Source organism: Caloramator sp. ALD01 (assembly GCF_000472625.1).
GTDB lineage: Bacteria > Bacillota > Clostridia > Clostridiales > Caloramatoraceae > Thermobrachium > Thermobrachium proteoclasticum.
The window spans coordinates 59,889-80,443 of the sequence record NZ_AXAA01000008.1; the positions used below are offsets into that span (position 1 = coordinate 59,889).

Below are 20,555 nucleotides of genomic sequence, written 5' to 3' on the forward strand. Positions count from 1 at the left end.
TCCTTATATTGCTCTTTCTTTAAAGTCCAAGTATATAACCTCACCCTTTTGGCTCTGAAGAAATTGTCTTAAAGTTTTAGATTTAGGACTTTTAAACACCTCGTCCTTTATTCCCTCTTCAACTATCTCTCCCTTTTCCATAACTGCAACATTACTACAAATTCTATCTACTACATCCATCTCGTGGGTAATTAAAACTATTGTTAATCCTAAGGTTTTATTTAGTTCTAACAATAGATCTAAAATTTGTTTTGTTGTAAGTGGGTCAAGGGCTGATGTTGCCTCATCACATAGAAGTATTTTAGGGTTATTGGCAAGTGCCCTTGCTATTGCAACTCTCTGCTTTTGGCCTCCTGATAGATTTGATGGATATTCCTTTTCCTTATCCTCTAGCCCAACTATCTTTAAAAGTTCTCTAACCCTTTTATCTATATAATCCCTTTTATGTCCTGCTATCTCAAGTGGAAAGGCAACATTCTTATATACATTTGAATTTGAAAGCAGATTAAAATGCTGGAATATCATACTAACATTTCTTCTATACTCCCTAAGTTCCCTTTTATTAAACTTAGTTATATCTCTTCCTTCTACTATAATTTCACCCTCATCTGGTGTTTCAAGCAAGTTTAAACACCTCAAAAGAGTCGACTTTCCTGCACCACTTTTCCCTATTATTCCAAACACCTGTCCTTTTTCTATTTTTAAATTGATTCCCTTAAGTGCCTCGGTTTTATTGCCATTAATTAAATAACTCTTTTTTAAATCCTTAATTTCAATCACATTAACACCCCTTTTAAAATTTTCTCAAAATTTTGTTATTTTATTGAATAAATTAAATTATTTCCCTTATAGATTAATAAAAAAACCTCTTTGATGAAAGAGGCACTCCTCTCTCATCTCCCAGCTTTCGCTGCAGGATTTGGCACCTTGCTATTCGCAGGTTGCCGGGCTTCATCGGGCCAGTCCCTCCACCTCTCTTGATAAGAGCTTCTTATTTAATTCTTGATTAAGATTATATAAACAATTGCAAGTGTTGTCAATACTATTTTTCAATTTTTATAGATTTTTTATTTTTAAAACTTCCTGCTATATAGGAAAAATAAAATTTAGGTGCCTAAAGCTATATTGCCTTGGCACCCTTTCTTTATTAATTTTCTTTACCCGCATCATTATTAGTAGCATTATCTTGTTCTACATTTACATTTTCTTCAGTCTTATTACCTTCTTTTTTTTCTTTTCTCTCTTTTATTTTTTCCTTAATCTCTTCTCTTTTTTCCTTTATTTTTTCCTTAATTTCTTCTTTTTTAACTTCTCTAATTTCCTTTTTAATTTCTTGCCTTACTTCCCTTACATCCCTTTTATTTATGAAGTTTCTATTTAACTCTTTTTCCACCTGTTTTGCCTCATCCTTTGTTATTGTTCCATTCTTTACCTCTTCCTTTAGAACTTCCCTTGTTTCTTTTCTTAACTCATTTCTTGTCTTTACAACTTCCCTTGCCTGTTCTCTTATCTGTTTCATTTCCTGCTTTTTAGCCTCAAGTGATGTTTGTGCCTCCTTTAATGCCTCTTCTGCCTTTTTGATTTCCTCTTCATTGTTTGTTTCCTTTGCCTTTTCTAATGCCTTTCTTGCTTCTACAACCTGCTTTCTTACATTAAACATTTCCTGCTTTTTATTTATTAAACTTAACACTGTCTCCTTCTTTTGTGTTTGTAGTTCAATTACATTTTGAATTGTTGGTTTTGCATTTTCTGATACCTTTTCTTGTATTTTTGTTAAAACCTCTATTGAATTCTTATATCTTATTTCTATTCTGTTTTTTAGTTCATTTACTTTATTTACAACCGAATCACTTACTACATCATCCTTTTGTTCTTCAGATACTATCTTTTCTACTATTTCCTGTGTACTTTCCATCTTTTGCTGAAATTCCTCTACAGCAGGCTTTACAAGTTCCTCTTTACCCTCCTCTGCCATAACCTGTGCCTCTGCAAGCCTCTCCTCTGCAACGTCTGCTGTAACCTCTGCCTTTTTTTCCTCATCAAATGTGAGTGAAATTTTTACTTCATCAATAAGTTTATCTACTGGATAAAGGATACTATCTGGCGTTATTCCAGCATCTGTCCCTTGAACATCTGCCTTTGCTATTGTAACATTAAACATAAGTAATAGTGCTGTTGATAATGCTAAATACTTTTTCATTTTTATATCCCTCCCTAATTTTGTTTTCAACTATTAATACGTCCTTTTTTATTTTTTTAGGGGGCAAATAAAAAATTTTTTTACCCTATAAAAATCAATTAATTTTTCGTATTAACATATGAAAGGGGGAAGAAGATGATAGATGACAGAGAGAAATTTATCGAGGAAAATAGAGACTTTGTATATAAAATTGCATCAAGTATATGTAAAAGAAGACTCTCTTGGCAAAATGATGATGAACTAAGTATTGCACTAATTGCATTTAATAAAGCAATTGAAACATATGATAAAAAAAAGGGCAATTTCTTCTCCTACTCAAGGATGATAATAAAAAATTCACTCATAGATTATTTTAGAAAAAGTACTAAAAACGTAAACATTTATCTTGGAGATGAAGAACTTATTACCTTTGAACTAAAAAGTTCAATCGAAAAGTATGAAATAGAAGAGGAGAACAAAATAAGGGCACAGGAAATAGCCTTATTTAACCATAAACTTAAGGAATATGGTATAAGCTTTTCTGACTTAGTTATAAGTTCGCCAAAACATAAGGATACAAGAGAAGAACTTATAAATGTTGCCTTTTTGGTGTCAAGAGAACAACAGATACTTGAAAGGTTAAATAAAACAAAGCAACTACCCATAAAGCAGATTTGTTTATTAACTTCAAAAAGCGAAAAATTCATTGAGAAATGGAGAAGGTATTTAATAGCACTTATATTAATTTTATCAGATAGCGACTTAATGTATATTAAATCATACCTCAATATAAAGGTAGGTGATAAAAATGGTTAAAAAGGGAATAATAGTTGAAGTCAATGGCAGAGAAGCTGTTCTATTTACACAAACCGGAGAGTTTTTAAAATTTAAGTCGAATGAAAGTCTCCAAATAGGCCAAGAATACACATATAAATACACAAATTTTAGGCCATTTTTAATAGCTGCTTCTTTACTTTTATGTATATTCCTTGGTTCCTTTGTTACAATATATAATCAAGTTTATGCATCTATGACTGTTACCATAAATCCTCAATTTAGGATAGATGTAAATAGATTTAATAGGATTATAAAGGTTGTCCCTCTTAACAAAGACGCCGAAGATGTCCTTAGCTCTATTAAGTTAAAAAACAAAAACATTAATGATGGACTTATATTAATTGTTAAAAAGGCAAAGGAAAAAAAGTATATAACCGATGAATACTATAACAACAAAACTAAAAAGATTAATATAGAGATAGATAAAGGTGATGTTAAATTAAACAAGTTTACATCTGAAATGAAAAATCAAAAGTTAAATTTTGAAAAGGTATATGCTAAACTGCAAAAAATTCAAGATAGGGCAAATAAACGTGAGTTAATTAAAGAAAAATTGAAGGAAAAGGATAAGCAGATAGAAAATCAAAATCCAAAGGATGAGAAGAATAAAATTGATAATAAAGAGGATTTAAAGGAGAATAATAAGGAAAATAAAGTAAGGGAAGAAATTAAAAATAGAATTAAGGAAAATATAAAGAATAAAATAAATCAAAAGGATGAAAGTGTTCCAAAATCTAAAGAAAATCTACAAGAAAAAATTGAGGATAAAAAAGAAAACCCTCCACCAAAATTAGAGGAAAAGATTAATACTTTTAAAGAAAAAGTAAAAAGACAAAAGGGGCTAAATTAGCCCATCTGATTGTTGTCAAACCTACTTGTTAGCTGAATTTTGAAAAAGCCCCATGAAAGGATTTCAAAAGGCTCTTTCATAAGCTTTAGCAATTCTTAGCTTTTCGACTTTTTCAAACAAAGAAAAGCTTAGAATTGCTTAGCGAAATGAATCGATGCCCAAGAAATCCTTCATGGGGCTAATCAATATATAACTTTTTCAAAAACCTGCAATGGGCTAAATTAGCCCCTTTACATATTGATATCCTAAATTAAATAACCTTGTACAGAACTCATTTGTAAAGTTTACAGTATCCTCTGGTCTTACTTCAAAATTAGGCTCTAAAACAACTATATCATCCTTCTTATAGTACTCATAAATATATTCTGGAACTTGGAAATCATTTGATAGTGCTATTATATAAATCTTATCTACTCTATCTGTAATAAATGGCTGAATTAGGCAGTTATTAAGTATTCCCCCATCAAGTTTATACCCATCATATTTGCCCTCCTGAAGGTCACTTTTAAACTGCTCAAAAAGAATCTTTGCACTAACACTATTAGGATCACCATTGTAGTTGTATGGTAAAAGAGAACTTGCCTTTACAGCTAAGAGGGCTTCTTCTTTGGGCATATTTTTGATATCCACAATAACTTCATTTATATTACAACCTTTTACTTCAACATAATTTACATAAAATGAGTCTATATTTCTATCTATACCATCAAGTCTTCTTAGCTCTTCTATAACCAGCCTGTTTTCAACAACCATATTTAGCGAATCAAAATATTTATTTAGCTGCATATTCAACCAAAAATTATACATATCGTCATAGGAATTTCTTAACATAAAATACCCATTAACCGCACCTATTGAGGTTCCTGTTATTACAGAAAATGCTATACCCTTCTCTTTAAAAAACTTTAATATCCCAGCTTCATAGGCACCCTTTGCCCCTCCACCTGTTAAACATAAACCATATCTCATTTTATATCACCCCCACCATTTTAATTTTATTATATCAATTTTAATAATATTTGTAATGGTGAGTATAATTTTTTAACTATTTGTTCACAAAAAAATGTCGAAATTTGTGTCAAAAACACAATGTACGAATAATATGTAGTAGGAAAAAGTAGTAAAGTAAAAATTATTTATAGAACATAGCTAAAAGAAAGGTGGTGAACAGTATGAACAACTGCTGTGATTTCAATTACAATCCTTGCTGCTCTATTAAAAATATACTTGAGATGTTAAGGGGACAGACTTGTATAATCGTATTAAAGAGTGGAAGAGCTGAATGTGTAAGAGTTTTAACCGTTTGTGATAATATATTAGCTTGTGAAATCGCAGGATGTGGTTGCCCAGTTAAGTTTGTAGACATCCACTGTATATGTGAGGTAATCACTGACTGTAGAAAGGTTTTAGGTGCTTTCCTTAAATAACATTAAAGAACCTATAAATTATTGATTGACCCCATGAAGGATTTTATGGCATTCGTTCATTTCGCTAATCAAATCTAAGCTTTTCTTTGTTTGAAAAAGTCCTACCCTCGCGATGCCATCGTCCTGATGGCCGCTCGGCTCGGCACGTCCTGTGCCGAATTACGGACTTTTCAAAGTCGAAAAGCTAAGATTTGCTAAAGCTCATGAAAATGCCAAACAAAATCCCTTCATGGGGCTTTTAAAAATCAAACTATTCTGTATGTTTATTTTTAAACTAAGTTCTAATTATGCCGCTTTTTACTTGTATCTTCCTGTTGATCTAATCTTTGCATCCACCACAACCTCAATTTCACTATCCTTAAAGGACTCCCTTATTCTCTCTTCATTTTCACGACCATATTTTGCTACTGCATATCTTTGGATATCGAAAACGTCTATTTCATAGTCATTTTTTGCCCTTTCAACTATTTTATTTAAATTTTCGTTTAGATTATCTACTAATTGTGTTTTAACATCATCTATGATTTTTTGTTCATCATTTTCTTCTTCAAAATTGTATGTATTTAGTTTGATTTCTCCTTGAACATTTAATTTAATTATATATTTCAATTTTCCATCTTCCCTATCAACACATACCTTCCTTTTTGTAATACATTCAACATCTACTGCCTTTTCATAGCCATCCATTACTAATGCTATGTTTCCCTTAACATCATTATTTCTTAGCATATTTACATAAATGGCCTCTTCTATAGGGATTAGCTTTTTAAGTTTATCCCTATCAAAGACTGCTAATCCTGCTATCTTTATAGTTGAATCCTTTTTCTCTATAGCAGGCATTACTATATTTCTTCCCTCTTGATAATACATATTAACAATATCTTTAACTCCAGCGTTATTTGTGAAAAAATTTGCACTATATGATGCCTCAATAAGTTCCTTCACTTCGTCTGCCATTGTACTTTCTTCCTTTGGTATCTGTTCAAATATATCCTTACTATTTCCCTTTGAAACTACCATTATTGTATTTAAATTTCTCTCTTGATCTCTAACACAAGTATCTATTATATCTTTAATTCCAAGCTTTGCCCTCTCTTCACCAATAACATAGGCCCTAATTGTACCTAATAAATAATTCTTCTTTAAGTTTAGTTGCCTATTGCTATTTGCCTCATTTATAGTTTTCCCTATCTCTAAGCTAACTCCTCTATCAATTTCCCTTTGTCCTCTAAAGACTAAATACTCTGCAACATTTTCTATCTCCTTATTATCTTTACCAACATCAAATCCTATTCCTACTATAACAGAGAGTTTTTCAACTGATACTCTATTATAACAACCCGTGAAAAGCAAACTAAATATCAATAATAAAAACAATCTACTACTTTTCATTTCTCTTCACCTTCTTATATAGGCTCAAAATATATGCAGCTATAAGCCAAATAAATATATATAATACTAAGTAAGGCATTACTTTATCTGTTAAACTACTTCTTTTATACTCTGGTACCATCAATAATGCAACTAAAGCAACAATTAAAGAGGATATAAAACAGGATTTTTTATAGGGTATTTTTGTCGCTTCTGAAAAAAAGTATGTTGCTCCAAAGTGCATACAGGCAGCCGTTTGAAATATTTTATTTCCCCATATAAATATAAAGAGTGGTTCAAAATTTGAAATAACTGCAATTTCGGTTGTTGCAACAAGATATAAAAAAGGATACTGAAGCTGTGATGTGAGCCTCCAACCCATATAAAGTATGGTTACAAATGTTATAAATGTATACAGTACAGTTGTAAAAATACAGGCTGCAATTCCTGCACCCTTTGCTCCCATTTTATTAGTTATTAGAGGAATAATAGCAATAGATAATTCTACACCTGAATATGCAAAAAATGTCGTAGGGACTGCAGTTATTAATGAACTATAATTATTAACTAAAGGAAGTATATTTGTAACATCACCCTTATTTATAAAATATATAGGAATTAGAAATATAAAAATGGTTAAATAAAATACCAGCTCACTCAATCTTGCAATTATTTTAAGTCCATCAACAGAATTATAGTAGATTAAAAGTGTAGTCAAAAATATTAAAACATAAGGAGATAAAAATTTAACTGTTGAAAATGTAAGCTCATTTGCAAGCCCTGATATTACTGCCCCTTCAAGAAATAAAAAGTTTATTGAAAATAAAAGCGTAAATATTTTGGTTAAAAATTTTCCAAATAGCTCTTCACTTGCTTGAGTATATTCTACAAAATTTAAGTTTTTATATATTTCATAGCTTAAAACAACGCAGAGTATAGGATATATACCTGCAATTATTATGGCAATCCATCCCGATTGCTGTGCTTTTTTTGTAACACCAGCGGCCAAACTAATTACACCTATTCCTATCATTGCACTTTGAATAACAAAAAAATACTGATTTCTTGTTATTGTATTATTTTTATTCATCTTTATTCCTCCTAGATAAACTAGGTTTTAAACTAACAGGCTCATTAAATATTTTTCTTATATTATCCCTCACAAATACATCTCCAAAGTCCTTGAACCTTGATGGTGCCATAGGTGAAAAATATGGAATTCCAAAGGAATCAAGCTTAACAAGTGCTACAAGTAGTATATAAAACCCAACAAGTATTCCATAAAAACCGAACATCTGAGCAAGTACAAGCATAGGAAACCTTAAAAATCTAATGCTTAACGCCATTTGGTAATTTGGAATTAAAAATGTTGAAACTACTGTTATGGCAACTACAAATAGTGTTGCGTGGCTAACAATATTTGCCTTTGTTGCTGCATCACCTATAACAATACCACCAACAATTGCAAGAGTTGTTCCAACTGGGTTTGGAAGCCTAACTCCTCCTTCTCTTAATATTTCAATACAAAGCTCCATAGCAAGTATCTCTAAAAAAGGTGGAAGTGGTATTCCCTTTCTTGAATCTATTATTACCATCATAAGTTGATAAGGAAAAAGCTCTGCATTATACAAAAGAAGGGTTAAATATATAGGTCCTAAAATTAAAACAGTAATTACAGCTATAAACCTTGTTATTCTTGAAAAATTAGCTATTATAAGCCTCTCTGAATAATCCTCAAAACCTTGAAAAAACTCTATAAAAGACGCAGGTACAATTAAAGCTGAAGGTGATTCTGCCACAAATATAGCTGCCTTACCCTCTAAAAGGTCAAATACAACCTTATCTGGTCTCTCTGTATTTTTTGCCTGTGGGAAGAGATTGAAGGGTCTTCTTTCTATAAACTGTTCAAATACACCTGTTGTAAGCATTGACGGTGCCTTTAGTGTTAAAACTCTTGATTTTATTGTATTTAAAAGCTCCTTATCTATTACATCCTCTAAATACACAAGGGCACATTCTGTCCTTGTCTTTTCACCCACAACAAACCTTTCTATCTTAAGATTTGGGCTTTTTATTTTTCTCTGAATTAATGTTATATTTAAATCAATGTTTTCTGTAAAACTTTCCCTTGAACCTAAAATAGATTTTTCCGATGTAGATTCTTGTATATCCCTGTATTTTGGGTTTATTGTATCTATAATCATTGCACTTTTTATTCCATCTACAATAACAGCTGTTTTTCCACTGAGTATTTCAGTGCCAATATCCTTTGCATTATTGTTTAACCTAAAGCTACTTATAAATAGATATTTTTTAGATGCTTCATACAAATCTTCTTCTTTTGTTATATCTATATCTACTTTGTATAAAAAGGGTTTTATTATTGCTTCTTCAATATAGTTTTTATCAGCAAGACCATCTATAAAAAGAACATAGGCATTTATTTTACCATTTATAAGAATCTCCTTTTTTATAAAATTACTGTTTTGTGCAACAAAATTAGATATTAAGGTTAAATTTTTATTAAAATCCTCCACCAAAACCTGCTCAATCATAACATCACCTCTCTATTTATTTTTCCAAATATTTTCATAAAAATACCATAAAAAGAAGCACGAATTAAAATTTTATGAATGCTAAAAATATTATAAAGGGGTGATAATATGTACAATGATGAAGAAATAGTTGAAAGAATACGAAATCTATTAGAGGATGAGCTGCAGGAACTATCCTACGATATAAAGGTAAGATGTGTTGATGGTCACGTCACTATATCTGGTATTGTAGATACTCTATCAGAAAAGACTAAAATCGAAGAGCTTGTGAGAAGAATAGACGGTATTAAAAAGCTTGAAAACTCACTTACCATATCTACCGACGGAACATTTACAGACAAAGAAGCTGAATTTGAGGTAATTAATAAACTAAGGGATAATCCAGATCTTAATTCAGTTGGCGTAAAAGTAGAAGGCGGAACAGCTATACTTATGGGAACAGTTGATACTGCAAAGGTAAAAAGAAAGGCTATGGAAACTGCAAAGGAAGCCTTTGGTGTTAAAGATGTAGTTTCAAATATGAAGGTTAAGGATGAGGGCAAAATTGATGATATAACATTAACAAATAAGATTGTGGAACAACTTAGAAATCACGGCATAAGCAATAACGACCTAAATATTTCTGTAGAAGATGGATATGTTAGACTCTCTGGATTTGTAAATGGAAGAAATGAAATGGAAATGGCAGTAGAGATAATAGAGGATATTGAAGGAGTTAAAAAGGTAAGAAACCTTTTAAAGACAAGGATATGAATTAGGGGCAAAAATAGCCCCTAATTTATCCACTCTACTCTATTTTTTCCGTTACTTTTTGCCCTATACAAAGCAGAATCTGCAAGATTAAGAACATTTACAAATTCATCTTTAAAGTCAAACTCAACTGCACCTATACTCACAGTAACCTTAATATCCCTATCTCCAATTTCCTTTGTCCAATTATATCTTTCTATCTCACGCCTTATGTTTTCTGCTAAATTTATAGAAAAGGCTTTTGATTTTTCACAAAATACTATAAACTCTTCTCCTCCATATCTTGCTGCAATGCAATTTTCAGGAAGTCTATTGTTTATAATGTTTGCTGCATTTTTTAATACTATGTCCCCAACAATATGCCCATATTTATCATTTATCTTTTTAAAATTATCTAAGTCAATTATAAAAAGAGTATAAAAGCCTTTTTTGTTATAGGCATTAGATATATAGCTGTCTAAGAAACGCCTATTATACAATCCAGTAAGAGGGTCCTTTATAGAATTTATATAAATATTATTTTGTTCTGATGAAAGTTCATAGGCCATATAAAACAGTATTAGCATAATAGCATAACTATTGTAATGAAAAGCATTGTATTTTTTTATTATTGATAAATCAATAAGTATATCGTGTACTATCATCAATATAGAAATTGAATATACAGTTAAATATATAAATTTATTTCTTATGTATTTTCTATATGCATAAATAGAAATGTAAATTATATAACCTATTGCAAGTAAAACAATAAATTCAAGCTTTTTTCTATAAATTGTTAGTTTATAAATATCATTACAGAATATTATCATTACAATTATTAAAAATAAGTATATAATGCTTAAATATTTAATAAATTCATTTTGCTCTATACCATAATTCTTTCTTAAAAAGAAAACAAACGATAGAACCGATATATAGAGAGCTGAAAATATTATTTTTTGAAATCCTAAATATCCAAATATACTACTTGATATAAAATAATTTGAATAATATATAGCAGTACAAATTAAAGTTAAAGAGAAATATAAATATTTTTTATTAAACTTATTTAACCTATACATATTTACAAAATATGCAGCGACTATAAAATTTATTAGGGCCAATGAAAAATATATGGACATAAAGTAGCTGTTCATAAATTTATCCTTCTTTATTAAGTCATTTGCTTTTCCTATAAAAATTTCTTGGCTCGATCCATATTCATAGGAAGATTTCATATAGATATCTATCTTATTTTCTCCGTTTAAATTAATAAACTCCATTGGTATAAAATAGGTATATCGTGCATTCCAATCGTTATAAATAAAATCATCAAAGGGAGACTCTCCTATTAAATGGCCATTAATATAAACCTTATGTCCTAATGGTATGCCTCCTATTGATAACGCTAAATTTTCATTTTTTAGGCTATCTGTTAAATAAAAACTCCTGCTAAACTTAACAATTTTATCTTGTTTCTCCTTTTCCCCTAAAACACTTCTTATGTGTATATCCTGAATAATATAATTTATACCGTCAAATGTGACCTGCCAATTTTCCTTTAAGTCTATATATGTACTTTTTCTCTCTACAACCTTATGTCCATACCTAAAAAAGGTAATTAATATACTAAATAAAATAATGCCTGCAAGTAGACTTTCAAATAGCCTCTTCAATTTAGCCGTCCCCCTTAAAGCTAAATGGTTTTATTTAATATATTCTATAATTCAATAAAAACTCCTTCTAAAATTAATAAAATATAAAAATGAATATATTACCCTCATCAGATTGTTGACAAACCTACTTATTAGCTAAAGTATGCAAAAGCCCCATGAAAGGATTTCAATAGGCTCTTTCATAAGCTTTAGCGAAATGAGCCGATGCCTAAGAAATCCTTCATGGGGCTAATCAACATATAACTTTTTCAATAGCTTGCTCAATTTTACTATTCTATCTTACCCTTCATAACATCATCTATTCTTCTATTTATAGTGTCAATAGGTGCCTCCAGCATCATTCTTCCATATCTAAAATTAGCTGCTGCTGCCTCTATTATTACTGCTAAATTTCTTCCTGGTTTTACAGGCATTCTGAGCCTTCTTACTGGTATATTTAAAATATTTATATATTCTGGAGTACCAATTCTATCAAAATCGTCCTCATCTCTCCACTTCTCTAAGTGGATTACTAAGTCAACAGTCTTTTCTTCTAATACCGAACTTAAACCATATAAAGACTGTATGTTTATTATTCCAAGCCCTCTAACCTCAAGCATACCTGAAGTTATGTAGGGACTTTTACCATATAAAACCCCATCTACTAATTTAATTTCAACAGCATCGTCACTTATAAGCATATGTCCCCTTTTAATTAGTTCAAGTGCTGCCTCACTTTTTCCTATGCCACTTTCTCCTGTAATCAAAATTCCTATTCCATAAACATCCACTAAAACTCCATGCATTGTAGTTGTTTTAGCAAGTGCTCTATCTAAATAGTTTATTACCTTATTAACAAGCCTTGTTGTTAATCTTGTACTTCTTAAAACCCATATTTTCTTTTCCTTTGCAAGTTCCATAAACTCCCTATGTGGTTGTAGATTTCTTGCAAATATTACACAGGGTAAATCATATTGAAAATATTTTTCTAACCTCTCTCTCCTCACAGAAGGTTCAAGATTATTTAGATAATGCCATTCAGCATTTCCTACTATTTGTATTCTTGTATTTACGAAATAATCATAATACCCAACAAACTGTAGCCCTGGTCTTATTATATCATTGCAGTTTATCTCTCTATCCTCATTTCCCTCAACTAATACCTCTAAATTTAAGTCCTCAATAAACTTCTTTATTGTAATTGACATAGTAATCCTCCTACTTCAATCTTGCAATTAAAAACATTATTTTCATTCCCATTTTCGAAAATTTGGTTTCGTATTCTGTCATAATGTTTTCTTTAAAATCGCTATTATGTAAATCATAGGTTAAATATTCAATATCAAATCCTACCTCTTTAAAGTATTCAATTGAATCATTAAAAAAGCCCTCTTGATCCGTCTTAAACCATATCTCGCTCCCCTTCTTTAAAAACTTTTTATACCTTTCAAGAAAGGTTACATAGGTTAATCTTCTTTTATTATGTCTTTTTTTAGGCCAAGGTGTTGAAAAATTTAAATATATCCTTGAAACCTCATCTTTATCAAACACGTTTTCAATAAAGGCAATTTCCATTGGAATCAGTGCAACATTATCTATTTCTTTATTATTCTCATTAAAAACTTCCTCTACTTTTCTTTTGGCATATACAAGCACCTCATCCTTTATGTCTATCCCAACAAAATTTTTGTCCTTTGTCTTTACTGCATTTTCTGCGATGAATTTTCCACGCCCACAACCTAACTCTAAATATATTTCATTATCATTTTTAAAAAATTCCTTCCATTTACCTTTATATTGATATGGATTTGTTACTACAAATCTGCAGGCCTCAAGTTCAGGTCTTGCCCACGGCTTCTTTCTTAATCTCATATAGTCCTCCTATGTTTTTGTAGTTAAATATGCATTTTTATTATACCAAAAAATTATTTTTTAGTGTATTGAAACAAAAATTTATTTTTATTTCAAATTCTTTATAAGCATATTTGTATTTCCCGTTTTAAAAAAGCCCCATGAAAAGATTTTAGTAGGCTCTTTCATAAGCTTTAGCAAATCTTAGCTTTTCGACTTTGAAAAAAGTCCGTAATTCGGCACAGGACGTGCCGAGCCGAGCGGCCATCAGGACGATGGCATCGCGAGGGTAGGACTTTTTCAAACAAAGAAAAGCTTAGATTTGATTAGCGAAATGAATGAATGCCTTAAAATCTTTCATGGGGCTAATCTTTTTTCAAAAAACTAAAACAAAAATTTATACATAAAAAATACTATGAAAAGTTTTCTTTTCATAGCATAAATACTTTTTTGGTGCGGGTGACAGGACTCGAACCTGCACGTTATTAAACGCTGGAACCTGAATCCAGTGCGTCTGCCAGTTTCGCCACACCCGCCTTTAAGTTATATAATTCTAAAATTATTATATTACATTTTTTCTAATATATGCAAATATATAGTAAAATGGTTGTGATAAAATGTATATGGTTTTTCTGAAATAATATTTAATTTTACCCCTTTCCCTTATCTTTTTTGAAATTAGCTTTTGTTTCCTCTTTAAAAGATTAAAATCGTGTTCACTCAGTTTCCTACCTCCATAGTAATAGGCATCAAGAATATCCTTTATCTTGTTTAAATCAATTTGAAGCTGTCCTTCTATTTTTTCGATATATTCCCTCAATGTCATATCCCTTGAATATTTTATGCCATTTAGCTTACCATAAAATACAATAGTATTTAATATTTTACTTAGCCTATCTATTTTAAAGAATACAAATAAATAGATACATAAATACAGTAAAATTAAAATAGCTATAACATATACATAAATTGGATTATTTATTTTCTCTTTTGCTGCTTCTTTCTTATCCCATTGTTCTTTATCTTTAACATCTTCCTTCTCTTTTGATTTATCCTTTTGCTCTATAGGTTTAATTTCTTTATCCTCTTTTTCTTTACCATTCTTATCTTCCTCTAAAAAGAGAGATTGTGGTAGAAAATCTGAAATACTCACGTGTCCTGGAGTTGCATCAAAGGTAACCCAACCCAATTCCTCTGTATAAACCTCAACCCAGGCGTGTGCATTTTTGTTATAGACAATATTTTCTCCCTTAGTTACATTGACTGTAAAGCCCTCTACGTATCTTGTAGGTATATTTGCAATTCTACACATTACTGCCATAGCACTTGCATAGTAGGTACAGTATCCCCTTTTTTCATCAAATAAAAAGTAGTCCACAAAATCTCTATCATCGGGTACAACACTAACATTTTTATCATACTGAAAATTAGATTTTAAATATCTTTCTATTAATGCTGCCTTTACAAGATTACTTTTATCTTTATGTTGTCTAACGATTTCTTCAGTTAAGCTATACACTCTTTGAGGAACTGAATTTGGAACATTTAAGTAGATAGAAAACTGTCTTATATCATATTTTTTATTCAAACTATTCTTCAATAAATATTCTATATTATTATAATCATAATAAATAGAAATTAAATTATAGGTATCCTTTGAAAACAAATTTTTATCTGCTAAAACTTCCCATTCTCCATCAATAGAAAGCTGTCTATTGGAGCTTATATTAATGCTTTGTAGATAAAGTGGAGTAAATATTGTCTTTGTGTTTATATATTTGGGGATTATTTCAAGATTTATGTTTTTTAGCTTATCTCCTTCAAATATATTTACTTCCTTTAAACCATTAACATCAGGAACTGCATTTTTTATCTCTAATTTATTATTATCTATTTTAGTCCACATACTTCCATTATAGGTTGTCTTTACTGTACCTCTTAAGTGAACTTCTCCTAAGGTGGATTGTGACTTTACAATAAAGGCCTTTGAATTATCATCCTCTATAGGTCCTCCTAATTTTTTATCATCCCTTTGATAACCTGTCATTGATAGAGAAAAACTCTTCTGTTCAAAATTTAAAACTCTATTTACTATTGAACCCGATTCAAAATCCAATTCATCTATATATATGTAGGGTTCATTTTTAAAGGGAAGCAATTTGATAAACAGGTTTGTTGCCATAATAAATATAATTATAAGCGTTAACCACCTAACAAAATAACCTCTTTGAAATTTAAAATTATTGTCTATTGTTTTGGTATTTTTACTGAAATTATTATATCCATATAGCATTAAAAGAGCTGTAAAATATATAACTGCCCTGTTGATATTAACTAAATCATAATAATATAAGCCATAAAAGACAAATAATCCTACAACAAATAAAAATATTGAACTTTTTTTGTTTTTTATAAGATAGTAAACGACTATATAGCTTGGAATAAATAATATTGTTACAAGGCCTATAAAATATCCATTATAAGTTTCTATAAGCCCACCATTTTCTATCAAACTTTGAACAAAAGGAACAAAACCCTTATATAATTCAATAACTCCATTTTTAATTGCAGGATGTATAAAAAGTAATATTATAGCTAAATTAAATATCCTATATCTAATTGAGATAAACAGACAGACAAGAATAAAAACATATATAAAAATCAATAAATTAGAAAAAATCTTCACCTTAAATAAATCTTGAAGGTTCAATATTATTATTATAAAAAGAATTGATTGTATAAAATTGTACCATATAAACTCAAGGGGTTTATTTTTCATACATAAATCCCCCCTTTATATCAATAGAATTTACTATATAAACTATATCGCTATGTTTTTCCTCTGTATCATCACAGCTTACTATATAGAAATTATTTATATATTCCTTTATTTTATTTAATCTATTCAGCTTTTCACTTGAAATACTACCAGTTATATATAAAATTGTGCTGTGTTTGTTTAATTTTATTCTGTCTTTTACTACATCAATAACATCTATACTACCCTCTGCTCTAACAGTTGCAATTAAATTACTTAACTTTTTGAAATCATTTATATTTTTTCCATCTGAAGAATAAAGTTTGTTAGAAACTACATAAAGTGTTGTCTCTACCCTATTCCTTAATAGATACTCTACAATAGAAATACATACCTCCGCTGCAGTTTCCTCTAAATCAAAACTTTTATAAACCTCTGTCATATCAAGTATAATATTTACAGAATTTGTTCCTGATATATCGTATTCCTTTATCTGAAGTTCTCCACGCTTTGCGGATAGTTTCCAATGTACTCTTTTTAAATTATCTCCTACAACATATCCTCTTATATTCCTTATACTTGTGTAATCCTCATTAGTTGAACTTTTAGCCTTATGGGTTCCAAGTGGTCTAAAATTGGGTAGGTTTAAATTATCAATATAATGAATTTTAGGGTAAACATATATACTTTTCCCTATATCAACGCTTTTTTCAAAACAGATTATTCCAAATACATCCCATAACTTAATCTCTATAGGGCCTAAGCTATATATACCTCTGTATTTAAAATTTATTTTATTGTCCATAATAACCTTTTCAAAAGGCATCAAGGAAAAATATTCTTTTTTAAAATCATTTTCTAAAATAAATATTTTATCAACCTCAACAAAGGGTATTGGTAAAACAGATTTGTTTTCTACAACTGTCTGTAAATTGATTTCTTCATCTGTAGTACAGTAGATTCTATCCACCTCTTGATTTGTAGTAATATTCCTCTTGCTTAAAATACACCAAATTATTGAAAAAAACAAACTAAAAAATATTAAATAAAATATTCTATAAAAAACTTCACTCCCTATGGTAGCGACTAACCAGACAGAAATAACTAAAATTACTATTGAGGATTTATTTATTTTAAACATATAGCTTTGCTCCAGGTACTTTCACTTCACTTAGTATTTCTTCAAGTATTTTTACCTCTGAATAACCTCTCAGTTTAATTTCTGGTTTTATCGCTATCCTGTGGGATATGACCTCTATAAAAACTTGTTTTACATCATCTGGTGTAACATAATCTCTATCATTTATGTATGCCTTTGCTTGTGATGCCTTCAATAAATGAATAGATGCTCTTGGACTTGCCCCTATAATTATTTCTTCCCTATTTCTTGTCCTTGATACTAAAGATACTATGTATCTTTCAATTTTATCGTCTATATAAACCTCTTTAACTTCCCTCTGCATTTTCAAAATTTCTTCCCTTTTAACAACTTCTTTTAATTCAAATAGAGGATTTTTATTTTTAAATCTTCTTAATATCATTATTTCTTCATCTTCATTAGGATAACCAATACTAATCTTCATCATAAATCTGTCAAGCTGTGCCTCTAAAAGTGGAAAGGTACCTTCATATTCTATTGGATTTTGAGTTGCAAGAACTATAAATGGTTCCTGTAGTTTATAGGTTTTATTATCAACTGTAACCTGCTTCTCCTCCATTGCCTCAAGTAGGCTCGATTGGGTTTTAGGAGACGTTCTATTTATTTCATCCGCCAATATTATGTTACTCATTATAGGCCCAAATTTAAATTCAAACTCTCCTGTTTTAGGATTTAGTATGTTAACTCCAGTAATATCCGATGGAAGAAGGTCCGGTGTAAACTGTATTCTACTAAAATCGCATCCTAATGACTTAGCTAACGCCTTTATCAGCATAGTTTTACCTACCCCTGGAACATCCTCCAATAGAGCATTTCCTTCAGATAGTAGGCATATTAAAACCTTTTCAACAACCTCCTCCTTACCCACAATAACCTCTCCAACATTTTGTATAATATCATTTATTTTTGCCCTATAACCCATTGTAACCCTCCTATACAAATTTACATTAAATGAAATATTTTACTTATAATATTTCAAATTAAATCCATTTTGATGCAGTGCACCAAAATGGATTTTTTTAGTTAGAATTGTCTGCTCCCTCTGAATTTACTGTCTGTTCATTTACTGTATCATTTTGTGTTTGTGTATTCCGTATTACCTTTTTAGTTCCAACCCTAATTTTACCGTTTAATACTTTATAGGTATCGTCACCAAGCTTTTCGGTCTTTATTAACTTTCCATTTTGATATATCTTTCTATAGGTTCTCACCTTCATACCAGCGATAGGTTTAATTTCAACTACCTTTTGCCCCTCTGGTAGGTTTGGATCATTTATATACTCAACCTTAGGTTCTGTTCTTTCATAAACTTCAGACACTATCTCTACAGATTGGCCTATTCTTTCATTAGCACCATATATATTAATTGTTATTGTTGAAGTTTCAACAACTGCCTCTATGTATATAGGGTTGTTGTAATTATTCTTAAATTGAAAATCTATAGAATCTCCTGCTATGGTAGCATCTCTACCTGGTGCCACATAGGCAACAGCAAGTCCGTGGGGCCTTCTCTTTACTATTTCAAAATTTCCAAGCAGTGCCGCATTATACATAGTTGTTGAAACTTGGCATATTCCACCTGCAAGTCCTGGTTCTAATTTTCCATTTATAATAACTGGTGCCTCCTTGTATCCTTGGTTTTCGTTTCTTGGGCCTAATACCTTTATCATTGAAAATACATCCCCTGGCATAATAACAGTTCCTGTTAAATACTTTGCAGCTATTTTTATATTTCCTGTTCTATTTACGTCTGAAGGCTTAAAGGATGTTGTAAAGGATGAAATCTTTGTTGTTATATTAGACAATGCCTCTGCCTTTATTTTGGCTTCAACTACTTTTGTTGGAACTTCTATTTTTTCTATTTCACCCTCTGGCTTTATTTCATTTTTTATAAATTCTATTAGCTTGGGCTCGTCTACAGCAATTCCTGATTTTTCAGGAGTTATAATAAATTTACCTGAAATTCTACTAATTTTTGCATCTATTGGTTCTTTATTTATGTCCTTTGCGATTTTTTTAACTTCTCCTTCTAATATTGTAGTATCTGCAACAAAACCTAGTGATATGTTATAAGGATTTCTTTTTAGATTATACCTCTGTATTGTTTTTTCTATAATATTTCCTGTTTTACCATATGAATAGGCCTCTTCAACAGCTTTTTCAATATCATAATGTGCCTTTAACCTTTTAAAATCTATTGAATACTTCTTATCACCATAAAACATATCAATTTTTCTATTTTGTATTTTACTATTGAACTTTTCGTTGAGTAATTTATTTGCCTCCTCCTTAGTCATACCACCTACATATTCATTGTTTATATAGATTCCTTCAAATATTTTATTTGATGCTTTACTTGTGCTGTTTAACAGAAATATTACTGACGACACAATAAAAAGAATTGTTAAAGAAAAAAATATTATAAGTCCATTTCTTAATCCCTTTTTCACCTAATTTTCCCCCTTTATACTTAGCTGATAATTTTTATTATAAAAATCGCAAAGTTCATTTATAGGGCAATCCATACACTTTGGATTTCTTGCAGTACAAATATTTCTACCGTGCCAAATAAGAAGATGATGTGCACTTGACCACATTTCCTTTGGTATATTTTTCATAAGATGTTCTTCGGTTTCAAGTACATCCTCTGATTTAGCAAGCCCTATTCTATTTGAAACCCTAAAGACGTGGGTATCCACTGCAATTGCATCCTTACCAAAGGCATTGGATAATACGACATTTGCAGTTTTTCTACCAACACCTGGAAGTTTAGTGAGTTCCTCCAATGAGTCAGGTACTTCTCCATTATATATTTCAATTATCATTTTGCTTGCAGCTATTATATTCTTTGCTTTATTTTTATAAAATCCACAGGTTCTTATGTATTCCTCAAGTTCACTCTGCGATATATTAGCAAAATCCTGAGGTTTATTATACTTTTTAAAAAGAACTTCAGTTGCCTTATTTACAGTGACATCTGTTGTTTGGGCAGATAGCATTGTTGCCACAAGCAGTTCAAAGGGAGTTGTAAAATTTAGTGCACAACCTAAATGTCCATATAAATTCTCTAAAATTTTTAGTATCTTAATTACTCTTGTTTTTTCCATAATAATCACCTAAAATAATTTTATGTTAAAAATAATTTTATGTTAAAAATATTTTAACATAACAGCTATTTTTT

18 protein-coding genes, 1 tRNA gene and 1 riboswitch are annotated in these 20,555 nt (G+C 30.2%); of the genes, 4 read left to right on the forward strand and 15 right to left on the reverse strand.

What is annotated here, in order from left to right:
• Positions 1-3: 3 nt before the first annotated feature.
• Together A3M9_RS13265 and A3M9_RS14600 are read right to left on the reverse strand one after the other, a co-directional pair.
• Positions 4-780: a methionine ABC transporter ATP-binding protein gene (locus A3M9_RS13265; protein ID WP_051350612.1), complete on the reverse strand. Its 777-nt coding sequence runs from the start codon at positions 778-780 to the stop codon at positions 4-6.
• Positions 781-890: 110 nt separating this feature from the next.
• Positions 891-987: riboswitch (SAM riboswitch) on the reverse strand.
• 160 nt (positions 988-1,147) lie between these two features.
• Positions 1,148-2,200 (reverse strand): DUF5667 domain-containing protein, encoded by a 1,053-nt coding sequence (locus A3M9_RS14600; RefSeq protein ID WP_027308367.1) that lies wholly within the window; start codon positions 2,198-2,200, stop codon positions 1,148-1,150.
• Positions 2,201-2,335: 135 nt separating this feature from the next.
• Here A3M9_RS14600 and sigI point away from each other — a divergent pair, with 135 nt between their 5' ends.
• Entirely contained in the window at positions 2,336-2,995 is a 660-nt protein-coding gene (gene sigI / locus A3M9_RS0105690) for an RNA polymerase sigma-I factor (protein ID WP_027308368.1), read from the forward strand.
• Entirely contained in the window at positions 2,988-3,866 is an 879-nt protein-coding gene (locus A3M9_RS0105695; protein WP_027308369.1) for an anti-sigma factor domain-containing protein, read from the forward strand. Before sigI ends, A3M9_RS0105695 begins: the two co-directional genes overlap by 8 nt.
• A gap of 216 nt (positions 3,867-4,082) precedes the next feature.
• Here the strand turns inward: A3M9_RS0105695 and A3M9_RS0105700 are convergent, their stop codons facing one another.
• A complete protein-coding gene (locus tag A3M9_RS0105700) occupies positions 4,083-4,835 on the reverse strand; it encodes a patatin-like phospholipase family protein (RefSeq protein WP_027308370.1) in 753 nt (250 codons plus the stop codon).
• A gap of 203 nt (positions 4,836-5,038) precedes the next feature.
• Between A3M9_RS0105700 and A3M9_RS0105705 the strand changes: the two genes are divergently transcribed.
• Positions 5,039-5,293 (forward strand): hypothetical protein, encoded by a 255-nt coding sequence (locus A3M9_RS0105705; RefSeq protein WP_027308371.1) that lies wholly within the window; start codon positions 5,039-5,041, stop codon positions 5,291-5,293.
• A gap of 297 nt (positions 5,294-5,590) precedes the next feature.
• Here A3M9_RS0105705 and A3M9_RS0105710 read toward each other — a convergent pair whose 3' ends face one another.
• Genes A3M9_RS0105710 through A3M9_RS13270 form a run of 3 tightly spaced genes read right to left on the reverse strand, consistent with a single transcriptional unit; the run spans position 5,591 to position 9,219 of the window.
• Positions 5,591-6,685, reverse strand: coding sequence for a Ger(x)C family spore germination protein (locus A3M9_RS0105710; RefSeq protein ID WP_027308372.1), 1,095 nt, complete (start codon positions 6,683-6,685; stop codon positions 5,591-5,593).
• A complete protein-coding gene (locus tag A3M9_RS0105715; RefSeq protein ID WP_027308373.1) occupies positions 6,675-7,754 on the reverse strand; it encodes a GerAB/ArcD/ProY family transporter in 1,080 nt (359 codons plus the stop codon). The genes A3M9_RS0105710 and A3M9_RS0105715 overlap by 11 nt, the downstream gene beginning before the upstream one ends.
• Complete coding sequence (locus A3M9_RS13270) at positions 7,747-9,219, reverse strand: spore germination protein (RefSeq protein WP_051350613.1); 1,473 nt, start codon at positions 9,217-9,219, stop codon at positions 7,747-7,749. The genes A3M9_RS0105715 and A3M9_RS13270 overlap by 8 nt, the downstream gene beginning before the upstream one ends.
• Positions 9,220-9,327: 108 nt before the next feature.
• Between A3M9_RS13270 and A3M9_RS0105725 the strand changes: the two genes are divergently transcribed.
• Positions 9,328-9,972 carry a BON domain-containing protein gene (locus tag A3M9_RS0105725; protein WP_027308374.1) on the forward strand — a complete coding sequence of 215 codons (645 nt, stop codon included), beginning with the start codon at positions 9,328-9,330 and terminating at the stop codon, positions 9,970-9,972.
• 20 nt (positions 9,973-9,992) lie between these two features.
• Here A3M9_RS0105725 and A3M9_RS0105730 read toward each other — a convergent pair whose 3' ends face one another.
• From A3M9_RS0105730 to nth, 9 genes are all read right to left on the reverse strand, one after another.
• Positions 9,993-11,627, reverse strand: a complete 1,635-nt coding sequence (locus A3M9_RS0105730) for a GGDEF domain-containing protein (RefSeq protein WP_027308375.1) — start codon at positions 11,625-11,627, stop codon at positions 9,993-9,995.
• A 269-nt stretch (positions 11,628-11,896) separates the two neighbouring features.
• Entirely contained in the window at positions 11,897-12,814 is a 918-nt protein-coding gene (gene hprK / locus A3M9_RS0105735) for an HPr(Ser) kinase/phosphatase (RefSeq protein WP_027308376.1), read from the reverse strand.
• A 10-nt stretch (positions 12,815-12,824) separates the two neighbouring features.
• Complete coding sequence (gene trmB / locus A3M9_RS0105740; protein ID WP_027308377.1) at positions 12,825-13,478, reverse strand: tRNA (guanosine(46)-N7)-methyltransferase TrmB; 654 nt, start codon at positions 13,476-13,478, stop codon at positions 12,825-12,827.
• A 430-nt stretch (positions 13,479-13,908) separates the two neighbouring features.
• Positions 13,909-13,993, reverse strand: a tRNA-Leu gene (locus tag A3M9_RS0105745).
• A gap of 26 nt (positions 13,994-14,019) precedes the next feature.
• On the reverse strand, positions 14,020-16,236 hold the full coding sequence (locus A3M9_RS0105750) for a transglutaminase family protein (RefSeq protein ID WP_027308378.1): 2,217 nt from the start codon (positions 16,234-16,236) through the stop codon (positions 14,020-14,022).
• A complete protein-coding gene (locus A3M9_RS14155; protein WP_027308379.1) occupies positions 16,226-17,356 on the reverse strand; it encodes a DUF58 domain-containing protein in 1,131 nt (376 codons plus the stop codon). The genes A3M9_RS0105750 and A3M9_RS14155 overlap by 11 nt, the downstream gene beginning before the upstream one ends.
• Positions 17,349-18,296, reverse strand: coding sequence for a MoxR family ATPase (locus A3M9_RS0105760; RefSeq protein WP_027308380.1), 948 nt, complete (start codon positions 18,294-18,296; stop codon positions 17,349-17,351). The genes A3M9_RS14155 and A3M9_RS0105760 overlap by 8 nt, the downstream gene beginning before the upstream one ends.
• 97 nt (positions 18,297-18,393) lie before the next feature.
• Positions 18,394-19,824 (reverse strand): VanW family protein, encoded by a 1,431-nt coding sequence (locus A3M9_RS13280; protein WP_051350614.1) that lies wholly within the window; start codon positions 19,822-19,824, stop codon positions 18,394-18,396.
• Entirely contained in the window at positions 19,825-20,481 is a 657-nt protein-coding gene (gene nth, locus A3M9_RS0105770) for an endonuclease III (protein WP_027308381.1), read from the reverse strand. It abuts the gene before it with no gap.
• Between the last annotated feature and the right edge of the window lie 74 nt (positions 20,482-20,555).

Coding starts and splice junctions, on each gene's coding strand:
- trmB (WP_027308377.1), bottom strand. CDS start 13,478: ATGAGATTAAGAAAGAAGCCGTGGGCAAGACCTGAACTTGAGGCCTGC.
- sigI (WP_027308368.1), top strand. CDS start 2,336: ATGATAGATGACAGAGAGAAATTTATCGAGGAAAATAGAGACTTTGTA.
- A3M9_RS14600 (WP_027308367.1), bottom strand. CDS start 2,200: ATGAAAAAGTATTTAGCATTATCAACAGCACTATTACTTATGTTTAAT.
- hprK (WP_027308376.1), bottom strand. CDS start 12,814: ATGTCAATTACAATAAAGAAGTTTATTGAGGACTTAAATTTAGAGGTA.
- nth (WP_027308381.1), bottom strand. CDS start 20,481: ATGGAAAAAACAAGAGTAATTAAGATACTAAAAATTTTAGAGAATTTA.
- A3M9_RS14155 (WP_027308379.1), bottom strand. CDS start 17,356: ATGTTTAAAATAAATAAATCCTCAATAGTAATTTTAGTTATTTCTGTC.
- A3M9_RS0105715 (WP_027308373.1), bottom strand. CDS start 7,754: ATGAATAAAAATAATACAATAACAAGAAATCAGTATTTTTTTGTTATT.
- A3M9_RS0105725 (WP_027308374.1), top strand. CDS start 9,328: ATGTACAATGATGAAGAAATAGTTGAAAGAATACGAAATCTATTAGAG.
- A3M9_RS13270 (WP_051350613.1), bottom strand. CDS start 9,219: ATGATTGAGCAGGTTTTGGTGGAGGATTTTAATAAAAATTTAACCTTA.
- A3M9_RS0105760 (WP_027308380.1), bottom strand. CDS start 18,296: ATGGGTTATAGGGCAAAAATAAATGATATTATACAAAATGTTGGAGAG.
- A3M9_RS0105750 (WP_027308378.1), bottom strand. CDS start 16,236: ATGAAAAATAAACCCCTTGAGTTTATATGGTACAATTTTATACAATCA.
- A3M9_RS0105705 (WP_027308371.1), top strand. CDS start 5,039: ATGAACAACTGCTGTGATTTCAATTACAATCCTTGCTGCTCTATTAAA.
- A3M9_RS0105700 (WP_027308370.1), bottom strand. CDS start 4,835: ATGAGATATGGTTTATGTTTAACAGGTGGAGGGGCAAAGGGTGCCTAT.
- A3M9_RS0105710 (WP_027308372.1), bottom strand. CDS start 6,685: ATGAAAAGTAGTAGATTGTTTTTATTATTGATATTTAGTTTGCTTTTC.
- A3M9_RS0105695 (WP_027308369.1), top strand. CDS start 2,988: ATGGTTAAAAAGGGAATAATAGTTGAAGTCAATGGCAGAGAAGCTGTT.